The organism is Mycobacterium avium subsp. avium (assembly GCF_009741445.1).
Classification (GTDB): domain Bacteria; phylum Actinomycetota; class Actinomycetes; order Mycobacteriales; family Mycobacteriaceae; genus Mycobacterium; species Mycobacterium avium.
This window is the reverse complement of sequence record NZ_CP046507.1, coordinates 1,123,641-1,145,955: the sequence shown is the minus strand read 5'-3', so window position 1 is coordinate 1,145,955 and position 22,315 is coordinate 1,123,641. Positions and strand designations below refer to the sequence as shown.

20 protein-coding genes are annotated in these 22,315 nt (G+C 69.5%); 11 read left to right on the top strand and 9 right to left on the bottom strand.

Annotated elements, in window-relative coordinates:
• The first annotated feature begins 130 nt into the window (after positions 1 to 130).
• The 3 genes from MAA44156_RS05700 (at position 131) to MAA44156_RS05685 (ending at position 3,674) form a co-directional block, all read left to right on the top strand.
• A complete protein-coding gene (locus MAA44156_RS05700; RefSeq protein ID WP_009977561.1) occupies positions 131 to 1,960 on the top strand; it encodes an acyl-CoA dehydrogenase in 1,830 nt (609 codons plus the stop codon).
• Between the two features lie 89 nt (positions 1,961 to 2,049).
• Positions 2,050 to 2,826, top strand: coding sequence for a DUF5666 domain-containing protein (locus MAA44156_RS05690; protein WP_011725388.1), 777 nt, complete (start codon positions 2,050 to 2,052; stop codon positions 2,824 to 2,826).
• A gap of 128 nt (positions 2,827 to 2,954) precedes the next feature.
• Positions 2,955 to 3,674, top strand: coding sequence for a DUF5666 domain-containing protein (locus tag MAA44156_RS05685; protein ID WP_003877660.1), 720 nt, complete (start codon positions 2,955 to 2,957; stop codon positions 3,672 to 3,674).
• Positions 3,675 to 3,705: 31 nt separating this feature from the next.
• Here the strand turns inward: MAA44156_RS05685 and MAA44156_RS05680 are convergent, their stop codons facing one another.
• The 7 genes from MAA44156_RS05680 to MAA44156_RS05650 are packed head-to-tail and all read right to left on the bottom strand — an operon-like array spanning position 3,706 to position 10,011.
• Positions 3,706 to 4,053 (bottom strand): metal-sulfur cluster assembly factor, encoded by a 348-nt coding sequence (locus MAA44156_RS05680; RefSeq protein ID WP_009977564.1) that lies wholly within the window; start codon positions 4,051 to 4,053, stop codon positions 3,706 to 3,708.
• Positions 4,028 to 4,492, bottom strand: coding sequence for a Fe-S cluster assembly sulfur transfer protein SufU (sufU, locus tag MAA44156_RS05675; protein WP_031351714.1), 465 nt, complete (start codon positions 4,490 to 4,492; stop codon positions 4,028 to 4,030). Before sufU ends, MAA44156_RS05680 begins: the two co-directional genes overlap by 26 nt.
• 18 nt (positions 4,493 to 4,510) lie before the next feature.
• Complete coding sequence (locus tag MAA44156_RS05670) at positions 4,511 to 5,758, bottom strand: cysteine desulfurase (RefSeq protein WP_009977566.1); 1,248 nt, start codon at positions 5,756 to 5,758, stop codon at positions 4,511 to 4,513.
• A 2-nt stretch (positions 5,759 to 5,760) separates the two neighbouring features.
• On the bottom strand, positions 5,761 to 6,543 hold the full coding sequence (sufC, locus tag MAA44156_RS05665) for a Fe-S cluster assembly ATPase SufC (protein WP_003876081.1): 783 nt from the start codon (positions 6,541 to 6,543) through the stop codon (positions 5,761 to 5,763).
• Entirely contained in the window at positions 6,540 to 7,730 is a 1,191-nt protein-coding gene (gene sufD, locus MAA44156_RS05660; RefSeq protein WP_009977567.1) for a Fe-S cluster assembly protein SufD, read from the bottom strand. The genes sufC and sufD overlap by 4 nt, the downstream gene beginning before the upstream one ends.
• Entirely contained in the window at positions 7,730 to 9,178 is a 1,449-nt protein-coding gene (sufB, locus tag MAA44156_RS05655) for a Fe-S cluster assembly protein SufB (RefSeq protein ID WP_009977569.1), read from the bottom strand. The genes sufD and sufB overlap by 1 nt, the downstream gene beginning before the upstream one ends.
• Positions 9,175 to 10,011 (bottom strand): helix-turn-helix transcriptional regulator, encoded by an 837-nt coding sequence (locus tag MAA44156_RS05650; RefSeq protein WP_170924192.1) that lies wholly within the window; start codon positions 10,009 to 10,011, stop codon positions 9,175 to 9,177. Before MAA44156_RS05650 ends, sufB begins: the two co-directional genes overlap by 4 nt.
• 11 nt (positions 10,012 to 10,022) lie before the next feature.
• On the opposite strand from MAA44156_RS05650, the gene mptB reads away from it, so the two are divergent.
• From mptB to MAA44156_RS05630, 4 genes are all read left to right on the top strand, one after another.
• Positions 10,023 to 11,726 (top strand): polyprenol phosphomannose-dependent alpha 1,6 mannosyltransferase MptB, encoded by a 1,704-nt coding sequence (mptB, locus tag MAA44156_RS05645; protein ID WP_009977573.1) that lies wholly within the window; start codon positions 10,023 to 10,025, stop codon positions 11,724 to 11,726.
• The gene (locus MAA44156_RS05640; RefSeq protein ID WP_003876076.1) at positions 11,723 to 12,658 is read left to right on the top strand and encodes an ABC transporter ATP-binding protein; all 936 of its coding nucleotides are present in this window, start codon (positions 11,723 to 11,725) and stop codon (positions 12,656 to 12,658) included. Before mptB ends, MAA44156_RS05640 begins: the two co-directional genes overlap by 4 nt.
• Positions 12,659 to 12,723: 65 nt before the next feature.
• Entirely contained in the window at positions 12,724 to 13,434 is a 711-nt protein-coding gene (locus MAA44156_RS05635; RefSeq protein WP_225601037.1) for an ABC transporter permease, read from the top strand.
• Positions 13,435 to 13,602: 168 nt separating this feature from the next.
• Positions 13,603 to 14,556, top strand: coding sequence for a COX15/CtaA family protein (locus tag MAA44156_RS05630; RefSeq protein ID WP_009977577.1), 954 nt, complete (start codon positions 13,603 to 13,605; stop codon positions 14,554 to 14,556).
• On the opposite strand, the gene MAA44156_RS05625 is transcribed toward MAA44156_RS05630, so the two are convergent.
• Entirely contained in the window at positions 14,506 to 15,144 is a 639-nt protein-coding gene (locus tag MAA44156_RS05625) for a DcsG N-terminal domain-containing protein (RefSeq protein WP_009977578.1), read from the bottom strand. The genes MAA44156_RS05630 and MAA44156_RS05625 overlap by 51 nt on opposite strands.
• A 19-nt stretch (positions 15,145 to 15,163) precedes the next feature.
• On the opposite strand from MAA44156_RS05625, the gene MAA44156_RS05620 reads away from it, so the two are divergent.
• Complete coding sequence (locus MAA44156_RS05620) at positions 15,164 to 16,138, top strand: quinone oxidoreductase family protein (RefSeq protein WP_009977579.1); 975 nt, start codon at positions 15,164 to 15,166, stop codon at positions 16,136 to 16,138.
• Between the two features lie 176 nt (positions 16,139 to 16,314).
• Here MAA44156_RS05620 and MAA44156_RS05615 read toward each other — a convergent pair whose 3' ends face one another.
• Positions 16,315 to 17,241, bottom strand: a complete 927-nt coding sequence (locus tag MAA44156_RS05615) for a heme o synthase (RefSeq protein WP_009977580.1) — start codon at positions 17,239 to 17,241, stop codon at positions 16,315 to 16,317.
• A gap of 256 nt (positions 17,242 to 17,497) precedes the next feature.
• Between MAA44156_RS05615 and tkt the strand changes: the two genes are divergently transcribed.
• The 3 genes from tkt to zwf are packed head-to-tail and all read left to right on the top strand — an operon-like array spanning position 17,498 to position 22,276.
• On the top strand, positions 17,498 to 19,597 hold the full coding sequence (gene tkt / locus MAA44156_RS05610; RefSeq protein WP_009977581.1) for a transketolase: 2,100 nt from the start codon (positions 17,498 to 17,500) through the stop codon (positions 19,595 to 19,597).
• A 16-nt stretch (positions 19,598 to 19,613) separates the two neighbouring features.
• Positions 19,614 to 20,735, top strand: coding sequence for a transaldolase (gene tal, locus MAA44156_RS05605; protein ID WP_009977583.1), 1,122 nt, complete (start codon positions 19,614 to 19,616; stop codon positions 20,733 to 20,735).
• A complete protein-coding gene (gene zwf / locus MAA44156_RS05600; RefSeq protein WP_009977591.1) occupies positions 20,732 to 22,276 on the top strand; it encodes a glucose-6-phosphate dehydrogenase in 1,545 nt (514 codons plus the stop codon). Before tal ends, zwf begins: the two co-directional genes overlap by 4 nt.
• Positions 22,277 to 22,315: the final 39 nt, after the last annotated feature.

Genomic DNA, 22,315 nt, shown 5'->3' with positions numbered 1-22,315 from the left:
ACGCGCGGCGGCCACCCGATGTTCCCGGACCTGAGCGGCGCCGGCCTGGTTACGGTTGCGTACGTTTTCTCGCGTCCGACAGACTGAGCCTGACGCTCCGCCGCCCGCAACGAGCAGTGAGGGAATCACGTTGGGCCACTACATCGCTAACGTTCGTGATCTCGAGTTCAACCTGTTCGAGGTCCTCGATGTCGGCGCCGTGCTGGGCAGCGGAGGCTACGGCGACCTCGACGAGGAGACGGCACGCACCATTCTGGCCGAGGCCGCGCGCCTGGCCGAAGGCCCGGTGGCCGAGACCTTCGCCTTCGCCGACCGCAACCCGCCGGTGTTCGACCCGGCCGAGCACGCCATCACCGTGCCCGAGGAGCTGGCCAAGACGGTGGCCGCGCTCAAGGAGGCCGGCTGGTGGCGGCTGGGCATGGCCGAGGAGATCGGCGGGATGCCCGCCCCGCCGCCGCTGGCGTGGGCGGTCAACGAGATGCTGATCTGCGCCAACCCGTCGGCGAACTTCTTCTGCCTGGGCCCGTTCATGTCCCAGGCGTTGTACTTAGAGGGCAACGAGCAGCAGCGGCGCTGGGCCGCCGAGGGTGTGGAGCGCGGCTGGGCGGCCACCATGGTGCTCACCGAACCCGACGCCGGCTCCGACGTCGGCGCCGGCCGGGCCAAGGCCATCGAACAACCCGACGGCACCTGGCACATCGAGGGCGTCAAGCGTTTCATCTCCGGCGGGGATGTGGGCGACACCGCCGAGAACATCTTCCACCTGGTGCTGGCGCGCCCCGAGGGCGCCGGCCCGGGCACCAAGGGGCTGAGCCTGTTCTACGTGCCCAAGTACCTGTTCGACCCGGAGACGTTCGAATTGGGGCCGCGCAACGGGGTTTTCGTCACCGGCGTGGAACACAAGATGGGCATCAAGTCCTCCCCCACCTGCGAATTGACTTTCGGCGCAACGGATGTGCCCGCCGTCGGCTACCTGGTCGGCGACGTGCACCGCGGTATCGCGCAGATGTTCACCGTGATCGAGCAGGCGCGGATGACGATCGGGGTCAAGGCCGCCGGCACGCTGTCCACCGGCTACCTCAACGCGCTGGCGTTCGCCAAGGAGCGGGTGCAGGGCGCGGACTTGACGCAGATGGCCGACAAGACCGCGCCGCGGGTCACCATCATCCACCACCCCGACGTGCGTCGCAGCCTGATGACCCAGAAGGCGTATGCCGAGGGCCTGCGCGCGCTCTACATGTACGCCGCCGCACATCAGGATGATCAAGTGGCGCAACGTGTTTCGGGTGCCGATCACGACATGGCGCACCGGGTCGACGATCTGCTGCTGCCGATCGTGAAAGGGGTGAGCTCGGAGCGGGCCTACGAGGTGCTGACCGAGTCGCTGCAGACGCTGGGCGGTTCGGGCTTCTTGCAGGACTACCCGCTCGAGCAGTACATCCGCGACTCCAAGATCGACTCGCTGTACGAGGGCACCACCGCCATCCAGGCGCTCGACTTCTTCTTCCGCAAGATCGTGCGCGACCGCGGCCAGGCCCTGCAGTTCGTGACGGCTCAGATCACCGCGACCGTCGACGACTGCGACGAGGCGCTGCGGCCGATCGCCGAGCTGCTGCAGACCGCCTTCGACGACGTCACGGCGATGACGGGTGCGCTGACCGGCTACCTGATGTCGGCGGCCGAGCAGCCGACCGACATCTACAAGGTGGGGCTGGCGTCGGTGCGCTATCTGCTCGCGGTCGGCGATCTGCTGATCGGGTGGCGGTTGCTGGTGCACGCCGACGTCGCACAGCGCGCGTTGGCGGCCGGCGCCGGCGGCGACGACGAGGCGTTCTACCGGGGCAAGATCGCGACCGCGGCGTTCTTCGCCAAGAACATGCTGCCGCGGCTGAGCGGGCTGCGCGGCATCATCGAAGCCATCGACGACGAGATCATGAAGCTGCCCGAAGCGGCGTTCTGAGCAGCTCCGGCGGCGAACCCACAGGTTAGGCACAGTTTCAGCGGGTAAACCATGACGTTGGCGTTAAACCGGCGATTGGAGAAACCTTGATGTCTGCCAGCTGTCACGGGCTCGCCCGCGTCGCGGTGTTCGCCGTGGCGGGAGCCACCGCGGTGTCCCTGTCCGCCTGCGGCACGTCGAACAAGTCCAGCCCCACCTCGACGTCCACCTCGACCTCCACGGTCACCTCGACCAGCACCTCCGCCGCCCCGAACGCCGAAGCGAAGGTCAGCGGCCTGATCGCGTCGGTGGCGGGCAACTCCATCCAGGTCACCAAGGAAGACAACGGCACCGCCGCGGTGAACTTCACCTCCACCACCAAGATCACCGAGGCGGTCCCGGCCGGGCTGCCCGACGTCACCCCGGGCAGCTGCGTCAGCGTCAAGCCGACCGAGGGCTCGGCGCCCGGCCAGCCGGTCACCGCCGCATCGGTCAAGATCAGCCAGTCCGTCAACGGCGCCTGCCCGAAGCCGCACCAGCCCACCCCGGGCGGATCCAGCAGCCCGGCTCCGTCGCTGCCGCCGTCGCAGGCGCCCGCCAAGCCGGCCCTGGTTCGCGGCTCGGTGGCCTCGGTCTCCGGTAACACCATCAACGTCACCGGCACCGACCCCAGCGGCAACACCACCCAGACCACCGTGACGGTCGACGACAAGACCAAATACACCAAGCAGTCGTCGGCCAACACCGACGCGATCACGCCCGGCAAATGCCTGTCCGCGCGCGGAACCAACGACAGCGGCGGCGCACTGCAGGCGACCAGCATTCAGCTACGTCAGGCCGTCGACGGCAAGTGCGGCAAGCCCAAGCAGCCCGGCCACGGCGGATGAGCCCGGCCGGCCCCGCCTGAGACTGCCGTCACTTCTGCCGGCCGCGGCGTGAGAACCGCGGCCGGCGGGGGTACTTGCTGACGACGGCGAACCGCGCGATCGGAGAAGAGTCTGTGCCTGCCCTTTCGTTGAAGCCGCGGCGGACGCAGATCGCGATCGGCGCGGTGATCGCCCTCATCGTGTTCGGGGTGGCCATGTGCGGGCCCTCGCACGACTCGTCGAGCAGCAGCGCCCCGCCGGCCGTCACCGCCGTCCCGCCGCCGGCACCCAGCGCGGCGCCCCCCGCGTCACCGGCGCCGCCGCCGGCGGGCAGGGACTACGTCGAGGGCATGGTCCAGTCGAATTCGGGCGGCACCATCGCGCTGCGGACCCGCACCGGCTCGGCCACCGTGGACTACACCCCGCAGACGCGGGTGGTTCAGGTCGGCCCGGCGAAGCTGGCCGACGTGACGCCCGGCAGCTGCGTGAACGTGCGCGCCACCCCGCAGAGCGCGCCGCCGCCCGGCGCGATCACCGCGCAGTCGGTGACGGTGACCCCGGCCGCGGACGGCAAATGCCCGCCGCCGGCCGGATTCTTCGGCACGGTCGCCTCGGTGGACGGCAACACCATCGCGGTCACCGGCCTGGGCCCCGGCGGCCCCACCAACGTGACCGTCGCCGACTCGACGTCATACCAGAAGCAGACGCCGTCGGACGCCCAGGCGATCACGAATGGAAAGTGCTTGGGGGCCAATGGAACTCAAGACGGCGGGGTGCTGCACGCGACGATGATCAGCCTCGAGACCTGCCCGCCGATGGGGCATCCGCACCACCACCTGCACCTGCCACACCTGCCGCTGCACCTTTAGCGGCTGTTCAGGCGGGCTGCTTTAGACGGTTCTAGACGGTGAAGCCGAGCGCGCGCAGCTGCTCGCGGCCCTCGTCGGTGATCTTGTCCGGGCCCCACGGCGGGTTCCACACCCAGTTGATCCGCAGGTCGTCGACCAGGCCGGCGCCCACCAGCGCGCTGCGCGACTGGTCCTCGATGACGTCGGTCAGCGGGCAGGCCGCCGACGTCAGCGTCATGTCGATCAGGGCGACCGTTCCCTGGTCGCCCTCCTCGACGTTGAGCCCGTAGACGAGCCCCAGGTCGACGACGTTGATGCCGAGTTCGGGGTCGACGACGTCGCGCATCGCCTCCTCGACGTCGGCGAGCAGTTCGTCATCCGGCGCGGTGGTTTCGCTCATCGGTCACCTCTCTTCTCGAATAGGCTTGGGCCAGCGCGTCTTTGCACGCCATCCAGCCCAGCAGCGCGCATTTCACCCGGGCCGGGTATTTGGCCACTCCGGCGAACGCGATCCCGTCGCCGAGCACGTTCTCGTCGCCCTCGACGGCGCCGCGCGAGGACACCATCTCGGCGAACGCACCGATGGTGTCGAGCGCCTCCTCGACGCTGCGGCCGATCACCTGCTCGGTGAGCACCGAGGTGGCCGCCTGGCTGATCGAGCAGCCCTGGCCGTCATAGGAGACGTCGGCGACGGTCTCGCCGTCGTCGGACAGCGTCACCCGCAGGGTGACCTCGTCACCGCAGACCGGGTTGACGTGAAACACCTCGGCGCCGAACGGTTCCCGCAACCCGCGATGCTGCGGGTGCTTGTAGTGATCGAGGATCACGTCCTGATACATCTGTTCCAGACGCACGGCTCACGCTCCGCCGAAGAAGTCCAGGGCGCGGCGCACACCCGCCACCAGGCGGTCGACCTCCTCGGCGGTGTTGTACACCGCGAACGACGCCCGGGCGGTGGCCGCCAATCCGAACCGGCGGTGCAGCGGCAGCGCGCAGTGGTGGCCCACCCGCACCGCCACGCCCTCGTCGTCGAGCACCTGCCCGACGTCGTGCGCGTGCACCCCGTCGACGACGAAAGACACCGGCGAGCCACGGTTTTCGGTCGACGTCGGCCCGACGATGCGGACCGCGTCGATACCGGACAGGCCCTCGATGGCCGCGGCGACCAGCCGCTCCTCGTGGGCCTGCACCGCGTCCATGCCGAGGGCGCCGAGATAGCGGGCGGCCGCGGCCAACCCGACCACCTGGGAGGTCATCGGGGTGCCGGCCTCGAACCGCTGCGGCACCGGCGCGTAGCTGGAGGACTCCATGGTCACGGTCTCGATCATTGAGCCACCGGTGAGGAAAGGCGGCAGCTGCGACAACACCTCGCGGCGCCCGTAGAGCACGCCGATCCCGTTGGGGCCCAACATCTTGTGCCCGGAGAACGCGGCGAAGTCGACGTCGAGCGCGTGGAAGTCCACCGGCTGGTGCGGCACCGACTGACAGGCGTCCAGCACCGTCAGCGCGCCCACCGCGCGGGCCCGCCCCACCAGCTCGGCCACCGGCGCCACCGCCCCGGTCACGTTCGAATGATGGCTGAAGGCAACCACTTTGACCCGCTCGTCGAGCTGCAACGAGTCCAGGTCGATCCGCCCGTCGTCGGTGACGCCGTACCAGCGCAGGCTGGCGCCGGTGCGCCGGGCCAGCTCCTGCCACGGCACCAGGTTGGCGTGATGCTCCAGTTCGGTGGTGACGATCACGTCACCGGGGCCGACGGCCCGCTCGAAACGGTTGTCCCCCACCACGTACGACACCAGGTTGAGCGCCTCGGTGGCGTTCTTGGTGAACACCAGCTCGTCCGGGTCGGCGCCGACGAACGCCGCGATGTCGGCGCGGCCCTGCTCGTAGGCGTCGGTAGACTCCTCCATCAGCTGGTGCGCACCGCGGTGCACGGCGCCGTTGGAGGTCAGCAGGAATTCCCGCTCGGCGTCGAGCACCTGCAGTGGGCGTTGCGACGTCGCACCGGAATCCAGGTACGCCAACTGGTTTCCGCTGCGCACGATCCGTTTCAGAATGGGGAAATCGGCGCGGATCGCGGCCACATCCAGTTGTGTCGCCGTCATGCTTACGCCCCTGCTGCCGCCGCTTGGGTGAAGCGCACGTAGCCGTTCTGCTCGAGTTCGTCAGCCAGCTCCGAGCCACCGGATTCGGCGATCCGGCCGCCGACGAAGACGTGCACGTATTCGGGGTGAATGTAGCGCAGGATGCGGGTGTAATGGGTGATCAGCAGGATGCCGCCGTGCTCGGCCTGCGCGTAGCGGTTGACGCCCTCGCTGACCACCCGCAGCGCGTCGACGTCGAGCCCCGAGTCGGTCTCGTCGAGGATGGCGATCTTGGGCTTGAGCAGCTCCAGCTGCAGGATCTCGTGGCGCTTCTTCTCCCCGCCGGAGAAGCCCTCGTTGACGTTGCGCTCGGCGAACGCGGGGTCGATCTCGAGGGCACCCATGGCCGCCTTGACCTCTTTGACCCAGTGCCGCAGTTTGGGGGCCTCGCCGCGCACCGCGGTCGCCGCCGAGCGCAGGAAGTTCGACACCGAGACGCCGGGCACCTCGACGGGGTACTGCATGGCCAGAAAGATGCCGGCGCGGGCGCGCTCGTCGATGCTCATCGCCAGCACGTCCTGGCCGTCCAGGGTGATGGAGCCGGAGGTCACCGTGTACTTGGGGTGACCGGCGATGGCGTAGGACAGCGTCGACTTGCCCGAGCCGTTGGGGCCCATCAAGGCATGCGTCTCACCGGATTTCACCGTCAGGTCGACCCCGTTGAGGATGGGGATCTCGCGCTCGGACTCGGCGGCGTTCGGGTTCACGACGCTGACGTGCAGGTCTTTGATTTCCAGAGTGGTCATGAAGCTGTTGCTCTCGATTCGGTGAAGGCCAGTTCGTGTTCGATGGCTGCGGTGAGGCGTTCCCGGATCTCGGGCACCGCGATCTTGGAGATGATTTCGGCGAAGAAGCCGCGGATCACCAGGCGCCGCGCCTGCTCTTCGGGGATGCCGCGGGAGCGCAGGTAGAAAAGCTGCTCGTCGTCGAAGCGGCCGGTGGCACTGGCGTGTCCGGCCCCGGCGATCTCGCCGGTCTCGATCTCCAGGTTGGGCACCGAGTCGGCACGCGCGCCGTCGGTGAGCACCAGGTTGCGGTTCACCTCGAAGGTGTCGGTGCCGGTGGCTTCGGCACGGATCAACACGTCGCCCACCCAGACCGTGTGCGCGTCGGGCAGCGCGGAGGCCGGATCGCCTTGCAGCGCACCCTTGTACAGCACGTTGGATTTGCAGTCCGGCTGCGCGTGGTCGACCAGCAGCCGCGACTCCAGGTGCTGGCCGTCGTCGGCGAAGTACAGGCCCAACAGCTCGGCGTCGCCGCCGGTGCTCGTGTAGCGCACGTTGGCGGTCAACCGCACCACCTCACCGCCGAGGGTGACCGCGACGTGGCGCAGCACCGCGTCCTTGCCCAGCCGGGCGTGGTGCATGCTGACGTGCACGGCGTCGTCGGCCCAGTCGGCCAGCCACACCACGGTGAGCCGGGCGGCGTCGTCGACGACGAATTCGACGTTGTCGGCGAGGGTTCCGCTGCCGCGGTGGTCGATCACCACCACCGCCTCGGCGAGCTCTTCGACGCGGATCTGCAGGTGCCCGTAGGCCACCGCCCCCTCCCCGGGCCCGGTGACGGTGACGCCGATCGGCTCGGCGATTTGGGTGTCACGCTGCACGGTTATCAGGGTCGCGGAGTTGAACGACGAAAACGCCTGCGCGGCAACACGGTCCGTCGGGATGCCGCCCTGGCCCAGCCGCTCGTCGCCGCGGCGCACGGTCTGTACCCGCAGGCCGGGTTGCTCTCCGACGCTGACCTCGGCCTTGCCGGTGGCGGGCGCCGAGCCGTCGTGCAGGCCGCGCAGCCGGCGCAGCGGGGTGAACCGCCAGATCTCGTCGCGGCCGTGCGGCACTTCGAAGGCGTCCACGTCGAAGGAGGCGAACAGCTCCCCCTTGTTCGCGGCGGCCAGGGACGAACCCTCAACCGCTTCAGTCAGATTCGTCACTACCCGACCGCGCCTTCCATCTGCAGCTCGATCAGCCGGTTGAGCTCCAGCGCGTACTCCATGGGCAGCTCCTTGGCGATCGGCTCGACGAAGCCGCGCACCACCATCGCCATCGCCTCGTCCTCGGTCAGCCCGCGGCTCATCAGGTAGAACAGCTGGTTCTCGCTGACCTTGGACACGGTGGCCTCGTGACCCATGGTGACGTCGTCCTCGCGGATGTCGACGTACGGGTAGGTGTCGCTGCGGCTGATCGTATCCACCAGCAGCGCATCGCATTTCACGCTGGAACGCGATCCGTGCGCGCCCTTGTTCACCTGGACCAGGCCGCGGTAGGAGGTGCGGCCGCCGCCGCGGGCCACCGACTTGGACACGATGTTGCTCGACGTGTTCGGGGCCAGGTGCAGCATTTTCGCGCCGGTGTCCTGGTGCTGGTCCTCGCCGGCGAAGGCCACCGAGAGCACCTCGCCCTTGGCGTGCTCGCCGGTCATCCACACCGCCGGGTACTTCATGGTGACCTTCGACCCGATGTTGCCGTCGATCCACTCCATGGTGGCGCCGGCCTCGGCCCGGGCCCGCTTGGTGACCAGGTTGTAGACGTTGCCCGACCAGTTCTGGATGGTCGTATACCGAACACGCGCATTGGGTTTCACGATGATCTCGACGACCGCCGAGTGCAGCGAGTCGGACTTGTAGATCGGCGCCGTGCAGCCCTCCACGTAGTGCACGTAGGAGCCCTCGTCGGCGATGATCAGCGTCCGCTCGAACTGGCCCATGTTCTCGGTGTTGATCCGGAAGTAGGCCTGCAGCGGGATGTCCACGTGCACGCCCGGCGGCACGTAGATGAACGAACCGCCGCTCCACACCGCGGTGTTCAGCGCGGAGAACTTGTTGTCCCCGGCCGGGATCACGGTGCCGAAGTACTCCTGGAAGATCTCGGGGTGTTCGCGCAGACCGGTGTCGGTGTCCATGAAGATGACGCCCTGGGCTTCCAGGTCCTCGCGGATCTGGTGGTAGACCACCTCGGACTCGTACTGGGCCGCCACCCCGGCGACCAGCCGCTGCTTCTCGGCCTCCGGGATGCCCAGCCGGTCATAGGTGTTGCGGATGTCCTCGGGCAGATCCTCCCAGCTGGCGGCCTGCTTCTCGGTGGAGCGCACGAAGTACTTGATGTTGTCGAAGTCGATGCCGTCCAGGTTCGAGCCCCACGTCGGCATCGGCTTGCGCTCGAAGATGCGCAGCGCCTTCAGCCGGGTCTGCAGCATCCACCCGGGCTCGTTCTTCTTCGCCGAGATGTCGCGGACGACGGCCTCGGACAGGCCGCGCTGGGCGCTGGCGCCGGCGACGTCGGAGTCCGCCCAGCCGTAGCCGTACCGCCCCAGCGAAGCGATCGCCTCTTCCTGGGTCAGCGGCGCGACGGCCGTCTTGCTGGCCTCGGGCGTGAGGGTCATAGGGACGCTCCTTTGTTGCTCGTGGTGTGGCGGCGCGGGCTGGGCGCCTTGGCTGTCTGAGCCAGCGGCACGTGCGTGGTGCACGCGCAGTCGCCGTTGACGATGGTCGCCAACCGCTGGACATGGGTGCCCAGCACCTCGGCCATCGCCTGCTGTTCGGCGTCGCACAGCTCGGGGAACTCCTCGGCGACGTGCGACACCGGGCAGTGATGCTGGCAGATCTGCACGCCGTGGATCGGCCCGCCGACCTGCGTGGTGGTGGCGACATACCCCGCCTTGGTCAGCGCGGTGGCGATCCGCTGGGCGGCCGCCTCGATGTCGTCGTCGGCCGCGCTGGCGGCGCCGGGGACACCGGCCAGAATGGCGTCGATGCGCTGCCGGGCGAACGCCTGAACCGCCTCCTCACCGCCGATTTCACGCAGCTGGCGCATGGCCGCGGCGGCCAGATCGTCGTAGGCGTGGTCGAGCTTGGCCCGGCCGGCCGACGTCAACCGGTAGCGCTTGGCCGGACGGCCGCGACCCGCGTGCTGCCACGCCGCGGGTGCGATGGACTCGGCGTCGCCCGCCTCGATCAGCGCGTCGAGGTGGCGCCGCACCCCGGCGGCCGCCAGACCCAGCCGGTCACCGATCTCGCCGGCGGTGATCGACCCCGATTCCAGCAGCAGGCGCACGATGGCGCGGCGGGTGTGACCATCCGGCACAGCCGCGCCCGCCGCGCCCACGGCAGCGTCATCGAGGCTGGTTCGGATTTTCACAACACCAGTGTGACGCAATTCCGGGGATCGGTCTAGCAAGGGTGCCCTGGGTGGACGGTTGCCCTGGTCACACCGGATAGGCTGCACTGATGGCAGCCCGCCACCACACGCTGAGCTCGTCGATCGCGAGTCTGCACGGCGACGAGCAGGCAGTGGGCTCGCCGCTGAACGATACCGAGCTCACCGCGCTGCGCCGCACCCGGCTGTTCGGCGCCAGCGGCACCATGCTGATGGCGATCGGCGCGCTGGGCGCCGGGGCCCGGCCGGTGGTGCAGGACCCCACATTCGGCGTGCGGCTGCTGAACCTGCCGTCGCGCATCCAGACCGTGTCGCTGACCATGACCACCACCGGCGCGGTGATGATGGCGCTGGCCTGGCTGATGCTCGGCCGGTTCGCGCTGGGCACCCGCCGGATGTCGCGCGGCGACCTCGACCGCACCCTGCTGCTGTGGGTGCTGCCGCTGCTGATCGCCCCGCCCATGTACAGCAAGGACGTCTACTCCTATCTGGCGCAGAGCCAGATCTCGCTGGAGGGGCTCGACCCGTACCGGGTCGGCCCGGCCTCCGGGCTGGGGCTGTCGCACATCTTCACGCTGTCGGTGCCCACGCTGTGGCGCGAGACGCCCGCCCCGTACGGCCCGCTGTTCCTGTGGATCGGGCGGGGCATCTCGGCGATCACCGGGGAGAACATCGTCGCCGCGGTGCTGTGTCACCGGCTGGTCGAGCTGATCGGGGTGGGGCTGATCGTGTGGGCGACGCCCCGCCTGGCCCGGCGCTGCGGCGTCGCCGAGGTGAGCGCGCTGTGGCTGGGCGCGGCCAACCCGCTGCTGATCATGCACCTGGTGGCCGGCGTGCACAACGAGGCGCTGATGCTCGGGCTGATGCTGGCCGGGGCCGAATTCGCGCTGCGCGGAATCGATTCCGCGCGGCTGCTGCCGCACTCGCTGCGGCCCGGCCCGGACTGGGAGCCGCTGGGCATGCTGCTGGCCGGCGCCGTGCTGATCACGCTGTCGTCGCAGGTGAAGCTGCCGTCGCTGCTGGCGCTGGGCTTCGTCACGATGGCGCTGGTCTACCGGTGCGGGGGCAACCTGCGCGCGCTGCTGCTGGCCGGCGGCGGCATGGCGGCGCTGTCGCTGGCGGTGATGGCGCTGGTCGGCTGGGCCAGCGGGCTCGGGTTCGGCTGGATCTACACGCTGGGCACCGCCAACGTGGTGCGCAGCTGGATGTCGCCGCCGACGCTGCTGGCGCTGGGCACCGGGCAGGTCGGCATCCTGCTGGGCCTGGGCGATCACACCACCGCGGTGCTGGGACTGACCCGCGCGATCGGTGTGCTGATCATCACGGTCATGGTGGGCTGGCTGCTGCTGGCCGTGTTCCGCGGCCGGCTGCACCCGATCGGCGGGCTGGGCGTCGCGCTGGGCGTCACCGTGCTGCTGTTTCCCGTCGTGCAGCCCTGGTATCTGCTGTGGGCGATCATCCCGCTGGCCGCCTGGGCCACCCGCACCGGTTTCCGGGTGGCCGCCATCGTGATCAGCCTGGTGGTCGGCATCTTCGGCCCCACCGCCAACGGCGACCGGTTCGCCCTGTTCCAGATCGTCGACGCCACCCTGGCCAGCACCGTCATCGTGGCGGTGCTGATCGCGCTGACCTACACCCGGCTGCCGTGGCGGCCGTTGCCGGCGCCGCAGCGCGCGCCCGACGGTCAACCGGTGATCGATCCGGTGGCCCCCGCGCGGTCGCCGTCGACCCCCCGGCCGACGCCGGCGCATGACGCCTACGCTGATTCCACGTGAGCGCGGACGTTCCTGAAACGGTCGTGCGGCTGCGCGGGGTCAGCAAGCACTACGGATCCACCACGGCGGTCCGCGATCTCGACCTCGAGGTGCACGCCGCCGAGGTGCTGGCGCTGCTCGGCCCCAACGGGGCGGGCAAGACCACGACGGTCGAGATGTGCGAGGGCTTCGTGCGCCCGGACGCCGGCACCCTCGAGGTGCTCGGCCTGGACCCGATCGCCGACAACGCCCGGCTGCGGCCGCGGATCGGGGTGATGCTGCAGGGCGGCGGCGGCTATCCCGCGGCCCGCGCCGGCGAAATGCTCAACCTGGTGGCCGCCTACGCCGCCGACCCGCTGGACCCGGCCTGGCTGCTGGACACGCTGGGCCTGACCGACGCCGCCCGCACCACCTACCGGCGACTCTCCGGGGGCCAGCAGCAGCGGCTGGCGCTGGCCTGTGCGCTGGTCGGGCGGCCCGAGCTGGTGTTCCTCGACGAGCCCACCGCGGGCATGGACGCACACGCCCGGCTGCTGGTGTGGGAACTGATCGACGCGCTGCGCCGCGACGGGGTGACCGTGGTGCTGACCACGCATCAACTCAAGGAAGCCGAGGAGCTGGCCGACCGGCTGGTGATCATCGACCACGGGGCGACGGTGGCCGCGGGCACGCCCGCGGAGTTGATGCGCAGCGGAGCCAAGGACCAGTTGCGGTTCAGCGCACCGCCGCGGCTGGACCTGTCGCTGCTGAGCGCCGCCCTGCCCGAGGACTACAAGGCCACCGAGCTGACACCGGGCGAGTATCTGGTCGAGGGCCCGGTCGACCCCCAGGTGCTGGCGACGGTCACGGCGTGGTGCGCCCGGATCGACGTGCTGGCCACCGACATGCGCGTCGAACAACGCAGCCTCGAGGATGTGTTCCTCGACCTCACCGGCAGAAAGCTACGGCAGTGACTGATTCCGGCGTCTTCCCCGTGGGCACCTTCACCCCCAACCCGCGGCCCAGTGCGGTGCCGAAAATGCTTGCCGCGCAATACGGTTTGGAGCTCAAGCTGTTGCTGCGCAACGGCGAGCAGCTGCTGCTGACCATGTTCATCCCGATCACACTGCTGGTAGGGCTCACCCTGTTGCCGCTGGGCTCGTTCGGCCAGCACCGCGCCGCCACCTTCACCCCGGTCATCATGGCGCTGGCCGTGATCTCCACCGCGTTCACCGGGCAGGCCATCGCGGTGGCCTTCGACCGCCGCTACGGCGCGCTGAAACGCCTTGGGGCGACACCACTTCCCGTGTGGGGCATCATCGCGGGCAAGTCGCTGGCCGTCGTCACGGTGGTGTTCTTGCAGGCAATCCTATTGGGGGCCATCGGCTTTGCGCTGGGATGGCGGCCGGCGTTGGCCGCGCTGGCGCTGGGTGCGGCGGTGATCGCGCTGGGCACCGCGGTGTTCGCGGCCCTGGGGCTGCTGCTCGGTGGGACGCTGCGGGCCGAGATCGTGCTCGCGCTGGCCAACCTGATGTGGTTCGTCTTCGCCGGCCTGGGCGCGTTGACCGTGGACAGCGGGGTGATCCCGGCCGGCGTCAAATGGGCGGCCCGGTTGACGCCATCGGGCGCGCTCACCGAGGCGCTCTCCCGGGCGATGACCCTGTCGGCGGACTGGTTCGGGATGGCCGTGCTGGTGGCGTGGGGGGCGCTCGGCGCGCTGGGGTCGCTGCGCTGGTTCCGCTTCACCTGACGGCCCTTGCCGCTCGCCCTGGGTGCCCGGGTGCCGCCGGCCTGGGTGCCCGGGGCACGACACGTACATGGTGGCGAAGACACGCCGACGCCCGTGTGCGTGGTTTAAAACTCGTGGACCCGGCGGGCTTACTACGGGCTGTAGTTTTCGGTCGCATACCATCGGGCAATGCTCGGACGAACGCTGCTGCGGTTGGTGGACCTGCTGCCCAATCCCAGCGTGGGCGTCCAGCGCCTGATCGCCGTGGCCGTCATCCTGACCCAGGGCGGAATCGCCATCACCGGCGCGATCGTCCGCGTCACCGCCTCGGGCCTGGGCTGCCCCACCTGGCCGCAATGCTTCCCGGGCAGCTTCGTCCCGGTGCCGCACGCCGAGGTGCCACGCATCCACCAGGCCGTCGAATTCGGCAACCGGATGATCACCTTCGCGGTCGTCGTCGCCGCGGCGCTGGCCGTGCTGGCGGTGACCCGGGCGCGGCGACGGCCCGAGGTGCTCGTCTACGCCTGGCTGATGCCGGTGTCCACCGTCGTGCAGGCGGTCATCGGCGGCATCACCGTGCGCACCGGGCTGCTCTGGTGGACGGTGGCCATCCACCTGCTGACCTCGATGACGATGGTGTGGCTGTCGGTGCTGCTGTACGTGAAGATCGGCGAGCCCGACGACGGGGTGGATCAGCCGCGGGTGCCCACCCCGCTGCGGGTGCTCACGGCGTTGTCCGGCGTCAATCTGGCCGCGGTGCTGGTCACCGGCACGCTGGTGACGGCCGCCGGGCCGCACGCCGGTGACCGCAGCCCGACCCGGACGGTGCCGCGGCTCAAGGTGCAGGTCGACACCCTGGTGCACCTGCACTCCTCGCTGCTGGTCGCCTACCTGGCGCTGATCGTCGGGCTGGGTTTCGGCCTGCTGGCCGTGCGCGCCGCGCGGCCCATCCTGCTGCGGCTCGGCGTGCTGCTGGTGCTGCTGTGCACGCAGGCCGCCGTCGGCACCGCGCAGTACTACACGGGGGTGCCCGCCGCGCTGGTGGCCGTGCACGTGGCGGGGGCGGCCGCGTGCACCGCGGCCACCGCCGCGCTATGGGCGTCGATGCGACAGCGGGCCCAGGCCGAGCCGCTCACAGGCTGACTCGACCGCCAGCGCGAACCGGCGCTGCGCGGCCTCGCGGCCCGGGGTGTCGAGGTGTCGCCAGCCCAGTTCCGGCGCGACCAGGTCCAGCCGCACCAGCCGGTCCCCGGCCAGGTCGGCGCGCGCGAACAGCAACTCCGGCACGCCGATCCCGGTATGGTCGGCGGCCAGGGCGAGCGCGGCGTGGCCGAGGTCCCAGGACTCGAATTCCGGCTCGGCCGGCCAGGCGTGCGACTGCGCGCCGCCCAGGAAGATCAACGATGTCTCGGGCTGAGCGCCCGGCCGCGTCGGCACACCGCCGTCGCGCAGGTCGCGCAGATAATGCGCGTCGAGGTTCCACGCCAGCGCCGCGGGCGGGTTGAGCAGGTGGCGCGGGCGGCCGGTCCAGGCCAGGAACTCGTCGCGCCGCGCGGCATCCGGGCCGGCCCGCACGATCACCAGGTCGGCGTGCAGCGTCTCCGGATCCTCCCAGGGCAGCCGGCGCGCGTGCAGGCCACGCCGGCGCAGCGCGGACACCAGCCCGGGATCGTCGCGGCGACCCGCCAGCACGATGCGGGGATGGAAGACGTCCGGACGGGCGAGTTTCATGCCCGGGCATGATAAGCACATGCACGCAATCGAAGTCAGCGAAACCGGCGGCCCCGAGGTGCTGCGCTACGTCGAAACCCCCACGCCCACGGCCGGGCCGGGGCAGGTGCTGATCAAGGCCGAGGCCATCGGCGTCAACTACATCGACACCTATTTCCGCTCCGGGCAGTACCCGCGCGAGCTGCCGTTCATCATCGGCCAGGAACTGTGCGGCACCGTCGCCGCCGCCGGTGACGGCGTCGACGGCTTCAACGTCGGCGACCGGGTGGTCAGTGCCGCGGCGACCGGAGGCTACGCCGAATATGCAACGGCCCCAGCATCTTTGACCGCACACGTGCCGGACGGGGTGGCCGCCGACGTGGCGGCCTCGGCGCTGCTGAAGGGGCTGACCGCGCACTACCTGCTGAAGTCGGTGTATCCGGTGCAGGCCGGCGACACGGTGCTGGTGCACGCCGGCGCCGGCGGGGTCGGGCTGATCCTGACGCAGTGGGCGCACCTGCTGGGCGCGCGGGTGATCACCACGGTGTCGACGCCGGAGAAGGCGCGCCGGTCGGCGCAGGCGGGTGCCGACGAGGTGCTCTCCTACCCCGACGACGCCGACGAATTCGGCAGCCGGATCCGCGCGTTGACCGACGGCGCCGGGGTGGCCGCGGTGTACGACGGCGTGGGCGCGAGCACGTTCGACGCCAGCCTGGCCAGCCTGGCGGTGCGGGGCACCCTGGCGCTGTTCGGGGCGGCCAGCGGCCCGGTTCCGCCGTTCGATCCGCAACGCCTCAACGCCGCCGGCTCGGTGTTCCTGACCCGGCCGTCGCTGGCGCACTTCATCCGCACCGGCCAGGAATTCAGTTGGCGCGCAGAGGAATTGTTCGTGGCGATCGCCGCCGGCGACATCACCGTCGAAGTGGGCGGACGCTATCCGTTGGCCGACGCGGCCCGCGCCCACCGCGACCTGCAGGGCCGCAAAACCACCGGCTCGATCGTGCTGCTCCCCTAGGCATTTCACTCAGGCCACATGGGCCACGGCGCGAGGACGATGGACGAAGTGCCCGCCTTTGAGCGACAACCGTTGAGGCGAGCCGATTGTCGCTGCGAGGCGGGCACACGCGGTCCACTTCCGCGCAGGGACGGGCGTGACGGATGTGACGCGGGACCGGGCCCGGCGCCAACAACTCAGAACAGGTGCGGCAGCCCGATCGCCGAGTCGATCGCCAGCGCGCAGAACACCACCGCCAGGTAGTTGTTCGACTGCAGGAACAACCGCAGCGGCTTGACCGGCTCGCCGGCGCGCACCCCGGCATAGAGCTGGTGGGCCATCGCCAGGAACCACACCCCGGCCACCAGGGCGACCGCCGCGTACAGCCAGCCGGTCGCCAGCGCCAGCGCCAGCGTGGCCAGCACCGTCAGCCAGGTGTAGACCAGGATCTGCTTGGTCACCTGACGCTCGGTCGCCACGGCCGGCAGCATCGGGACGCCCGCCGCCTTGTAGTCGTCCTTGTACCGCATCGCCAGCGCCCAGGTGTGCGGCGGCGTCCAGAAGAAGATGATGGCGAACATCACCAGCGCCGGCCACTGAATCGTGCCGGTGACCGCCGACCAGCCGATCATCACCGGCATGCAGCCGGCCGCGCCGCCCCACACCACGTTCTGCGAGGTGCGCCGCTTGAGCAGCAGTGTGTAAACGAACACGTAAAACGCGATCGTCGCCAGCGCCAGCAGCCCCGACAGCAGATTCGTCGTCCACCACAGCCACAAGAACGAGCCGGCCGTCAGCACCAGCCCGAACACCAAGGCGTTGCGGGTGGGCACCGCCGCTCGGGCCAGCGGCCGGCGTGCGGTGCGCTTCATCACCTTGTCGATATCCGCGTCGGCCACGCAGTTCAGCGCGTTGGCGCCGCCCGCGGCCAGCATCCCGCCGATCAGCGTGTTGACGATCAACAGCGGGTTCACGGTGCCGCGCTGGGCGAGCAGCATCGCCGGAATCGCGGTCACCAGCAGCAGTTCGATGACCCGCGGCTTGGTCAGCGCCAGATACGCCAGCACGGTGCCTGGTATCCGGCTTGGCGTTTGGCTCGGCGCGACGCGCCCGCGAACGCTCACGCAATAACTCCTTGGGGTCGCAGCGGCGCGCAGCATCTACTACACACGATGGTAGACCGGGTGGCGGCGATGCCGGGCCCGTGGGTCCCTTCCCGGCCGACTTTTCCCGGATTCCCGAACTGAATGTTAAGGCCTGACGACGGGCGCGTAATTTTCACTCCTACCGGCCGCGGGTACCCGAAAACCTGCACTACACCAGCCGGCCCTCCCGCACTAGGGTGGGATCGATCAGCTCGATGACCCAAGGACTGAGTCTGTGACGACACTTGAAGAGATCTCTGCGCTGACCCAACCGCACCTTCCCGACGACTGGTCCGAGCTGGACTCGGCCGCCGTCGACACCATTCGGGTGCTGGCCGCCGACGCGGTGCAAAAGGTGGGCAACGGACATCCCGGGACGGCGATGAGCCTGGCTCCCCTGGCCTACACGCTGTTTCAGCGGGTGATGCGGCACGACCCCAGCGACACCCACTGGCTGGGCCGGGACCGGTTCGTGCTGTCGGCCGGGCACAGCAGCCTGACGCTGTACCTGCAGCTGTACCTGGGTGGCTTCGGTCTGGAGCTGTCCGACATCGAGTCGCTGCGCACCTGGGGCTCCAAGACGCCCGGGCACCCGGAGTTCCGGCACACCAAGGGTGTGGAGATCACCACCGGCCCGCTGGGCCAGGGCCTGGCCTCCGCGGTGGGCATGGCGATGGCCTCCCGCTACGAGCGCGGGCTGTTCGACCCGGACGCCGCCGCCGGCACCAGCCCGTTCGACCACTTCATCTACGTGATCGCCTCCGACGGCGACATCGAGGAGGGCGTCACGTCGGAGGCCTCGTCGCTGGCGGCCGTGCAGCAACTGGGCAACCTGATCGTGTTCTACGACCACAACCAGATCTCCATCGAGGACGACACCAACATCGCCCTGTGCGAGGACACCGCCGCCCGCTACGAGGCCTACGGCTGGCACGTGCAGCGCGTCGAGGGTGGCGAGAACGTCGTCGCCATCGAGGAGGCCATCGCCGCGGCCAAGGCCGTCACCGACCGGCCGTCGTTCATCGAGCTGCGCACCATCATCGGCTATCCGGCGCCCAACGCGATGAACACCGGCAAGGCGCACGGCGCGGCGCTGGGCGAGGAGGAGGTGGCCGCGGTCAAGAAGATCCTCGGCTTCGACCCGGACAAGACGTTCCAGGTGCGCGACGAGGTGATCGCCCACACCCGCAAGCTGGTCGACCGCGGCCGGGAGGCACACCAGAAGTGGCAGACCGATTTCGACGCCTGGGCGCAGCGCGAGCCCGAGCGCAAGGCGCTGCTGGAGCGGTTGACGGCCGAGAAGCTGCCCGACGGGTGGGACGCCGACCTGCCGCACTGGGAGCCGGGTTCCGACGCGATCGCCACCCGCAAGGCCTCCGGCGCGGTGCTCAACGCCGTGGCGCCGAAACTGCCCGAGCTCTGGGGCGGCTCGGCCGACCTGGCCGAGAGCAACCTCACCACCATCAACAACGCGGATTCCTTTGGGCCCCCGTCGATTTCCACCAAGGAGTTCACCGCCTCCTGGTATGGCCGGGTGCTGCATTTCGGTGTCCGCGAACACGCCATGGGGGCGATCCTGTCCGGCATCGTGCTGCACGGCCCGACCCGCGCCTACGGCGGCACCTTCCTGCAGTTCTCGGACTACATGCGTCCGGCGGTGCGGCTGGCCTCGCTGATGGACATCGACACCATCTACGTGTGGACGCACGATTCCATCGGGCTGGGTGAGGACGGGCCGACGCACCAGCCGATCGAGCACCTGGCGGTGTTGCGCGCCATCCCCAAGCTGTCGGTGGTGCGTCCGGCCGACGCCAACGAGACCGCCTACGCCTGGCGCACCATCCTGGCCCGCGGCAACGGCAGCGGCCCGGTCGGATTGGTCCTGACCCGCCAGGGCCTGCCGGTGCTCGAGGGCACCGACGCCGACGGTGTCGCCCGGGGCGGCTACATCCTGGGCTCGGACGGCGAGGAGGCCGGCCAGGAGCCCGACGTCATCCTGATCGCCACCGGCTCGGAGGTACAGCTGGCCGTCGAGGCGCAGAAGTTGTTGGCGGACAAGGACATTGTGGCGCGGGTGGTGTCCATGCCGTGCGTGGAATGGTTCGAGTCCCAGCCCGACGACTACCGCGACAGTGTGCTGCCGCCGTCGGTGTCGGCCCGGGTGGCCGTCGAGGCCGGGGTGGCGCAGAGCTGGCACAAGCTGGTCGGCGACACCGGGAAGATCATCTCGATCGAGCACTACGGCGAATCCGCCGACTACAAAACGTTGTTCCGTGAATTCGGCTTCACTGCCGAAGCCGTCGCTGCCGCCGCGGAAGAAGTCGTGGACAACTGAGGAAAGGGTAATTCACATGACCGCTCAGAACCCTAACCTCGCGGCACTGAGCGCCGCGGGGGTTTCCGTGTGGCTGGACGACCTGTCCCGGGACCGGCTGCGGTCGGGCAACCTGCAAGAGCTGATCGACACCAAATGCGTTGTCGGCGTGACCACCAACCCGTCGATCTTCCAGAAGGCGTTCGCCGAGGGCCACGCCTACGACAGCCAGATCGCCGAACTGGCCGCGCGGGGCGCCGACGTCGACGCCACCATCCGCACGGTCACCACGGACGACGTGCGCAACGCCTGCGACGTGTTGACCCGCGAGTGGGAGAACTCCGACGGTGTCGACGGCCGGGTGTCCATCGAGGTGGACCCGCGGCTGGCCGGCGACACCGACAAGACCATCGCCCAGGCCGTCGAGTTGTGGAAGATCGTCGACCGGCCCAACCTGTTCATCAAAATCCCGGCGACCCAGGCCGGGCTGCCGGCCATCACCGCCGTTCTGGCCGAAGGGATTTCGGTCAACGTCACGCTGATCTTCTCCGTCGAGCGGTACCGCGCCGTGATGGACGCCTACCTTGCCGGCATGGAGAAGGCGCGCGAAGCCGGCCACGACCTGTCCAAGATCCATTCGGTGGCTTCGTTTTTCGTGTCCCGGGTGGACACCGAGATCGACAAGCGGCTGGAGAAGATCGGCGGCGAGCGGGCGCTGGCGCTGCGCGGGCAGGCCGGCGTGGCCAACGCCCGGCTGGCCTACGCGGCCTACCAGGAGGTGTTCGAGGGCGGCCAGCGCTACCAGGCGCTCAAGGCCGACGGGGCCCGCGTGCAGCGCCCGCTGTGGGCGTCGACGGGGGTGAAGAACCCGGACTACTCCGACACCCTCTACGTCACCGAACTGGTCGCTCCCAACACGGTGAACACCATGCCGGAGAAGACGATTGACGCGGTCGCCGATCACGGCGTGATCCGCGGCGACACCGTCACCGGCACCGGTCCGGACGTCCAGCGGGTGTTCGACGAACTGGCCGCGGTCGGCGTCGACCTGCCGGACGTCTTCGTGGTGCTGGAGAACGAGGGCGTGGAGAAGTTCGTGGATTCCTGGACCGAGCTGATGGAGGAAACGCAGAAGCAGCTGGGCTCCGCCTCCAAATGAGCCCGGCTCGCACCGCGCAGCAATGGCATAACCCGTTACGCGACAAGCGCGACAAGCGGCTCCCGCGCATCGCCGGGCCGTGCGGAATGGTGATCTTCGGCGTCACCGGCGATCTGGCCCGCAAGAAGGTCATGCCCGCCATCTACGACCTGGCCAACCGCGGGCTGCTGCCGCCCAGCTTCTCGCTGGTCGGCTTCGCCCGAAGGGATTGGAGCACCCAGGATTTCGGCAAGGTGGTATACGAGGCCGTCAAGGAGCACTGCCGCACCCCGTTCCGGCAGGAGAACTGGGATCGGCTGGCCGAGGGATTCCGTTTCGTGCCAGGCGCTTTCGACGACGACGAGGCGTTCGGCCGGCTCGCCGAGACGCTGGACAAACTCGACGCCGAGCGGGGCACCGGCGGTAATCACGCCTTCTACCTGGCCATCCCGCCCAAGTCCTTCCCCGTCGTGTGCGAACAACTGCACAAGTCCGGGCTGGCCCGCCCGCAGGGCGACCGCTGGAGCCGAGTTGTCATCGAGAAGCCGTTCGGCCACGACTTGGAGAGCGCGCAGAGCCTGAACAAGGCCGTCAACGCCGTCTTTCCCGAGGAGTCGGTCTTCCGCATCGACCACTACCTGGGCAAGGAGACGGTCCGCAACATCCTGGCGCTGCGGTTCGCCAACCAGTTGTTCGACCCGATCTGGAACTCGCACTACGTCGACCACGTGCAGATCACCATGGCCGAGGACATCGGCTTGGGCGGGCGGGCCGGCTACTACGACGGCATCGGCGCCGCGCGCGACGTCATCCAGAACCACCTGATGCAGCTGCTGGCGCTGACCGCGATGGAAGAGCCGGTCAGCTTCAGCCCGTTGGCGCTGCAGGCCGAGAAGATCAAGGTGCTCTCGGCCACCCACCTCGCCCACCCGCTCGACGAGACCACCAGCCGCGGCCAGTACACCGCGGGCTGGCAGGGCGGCGAGAAGGTGGTCGGGCTGCTCGACGAGGAGGGCTTCGCCAAGGACTCGATCACCGAGACGTTCGCCGCCATCACCCTCGAGGTGGACACCCGCCGCTGGGCCGGGGTGCCGTTCTACCTGCGGACCGGAAAACGCTTGGGCCGCAGGGTGACCGAGATAGCCCTGGTGTTCAAACGCGCGCCGCATCTGCCGTTCGACGCGACGATGACCGATGAGCTGGGCGCCAACGCCATGGTGATCCGGGTGCAGCCCGACGAGGGTGTCACGCTGCGGTTCGGTTCCAAGGTGCCGGGCACCGCGATGGAGGTCCGCGACGTCAACATGGACTTCTCCTACGGGTCGGCGTTCGCCGAGGAATCACCGGAGGCCTACGAGCAGTTGATCCTCGACGTGCTGCTGGGTGAGCCGTCCCTGTTCCCGGTCAACGCCGAAGTCGAATTGGCTTGGCACATCCTCGATCCCGTGCTCGACAACTGGGCGAGCGGCGGCAGGCCCGAGCCCTACGAGGCCGGCACCTGGGGCCCGGATTCGGCGTTCGAGATGCTGCACCGGACGGGCCGCGAATGGCGGCGGCCATGACTCCTGGCGATGAAAAGGAGTGGCGCAATTGATACGCGC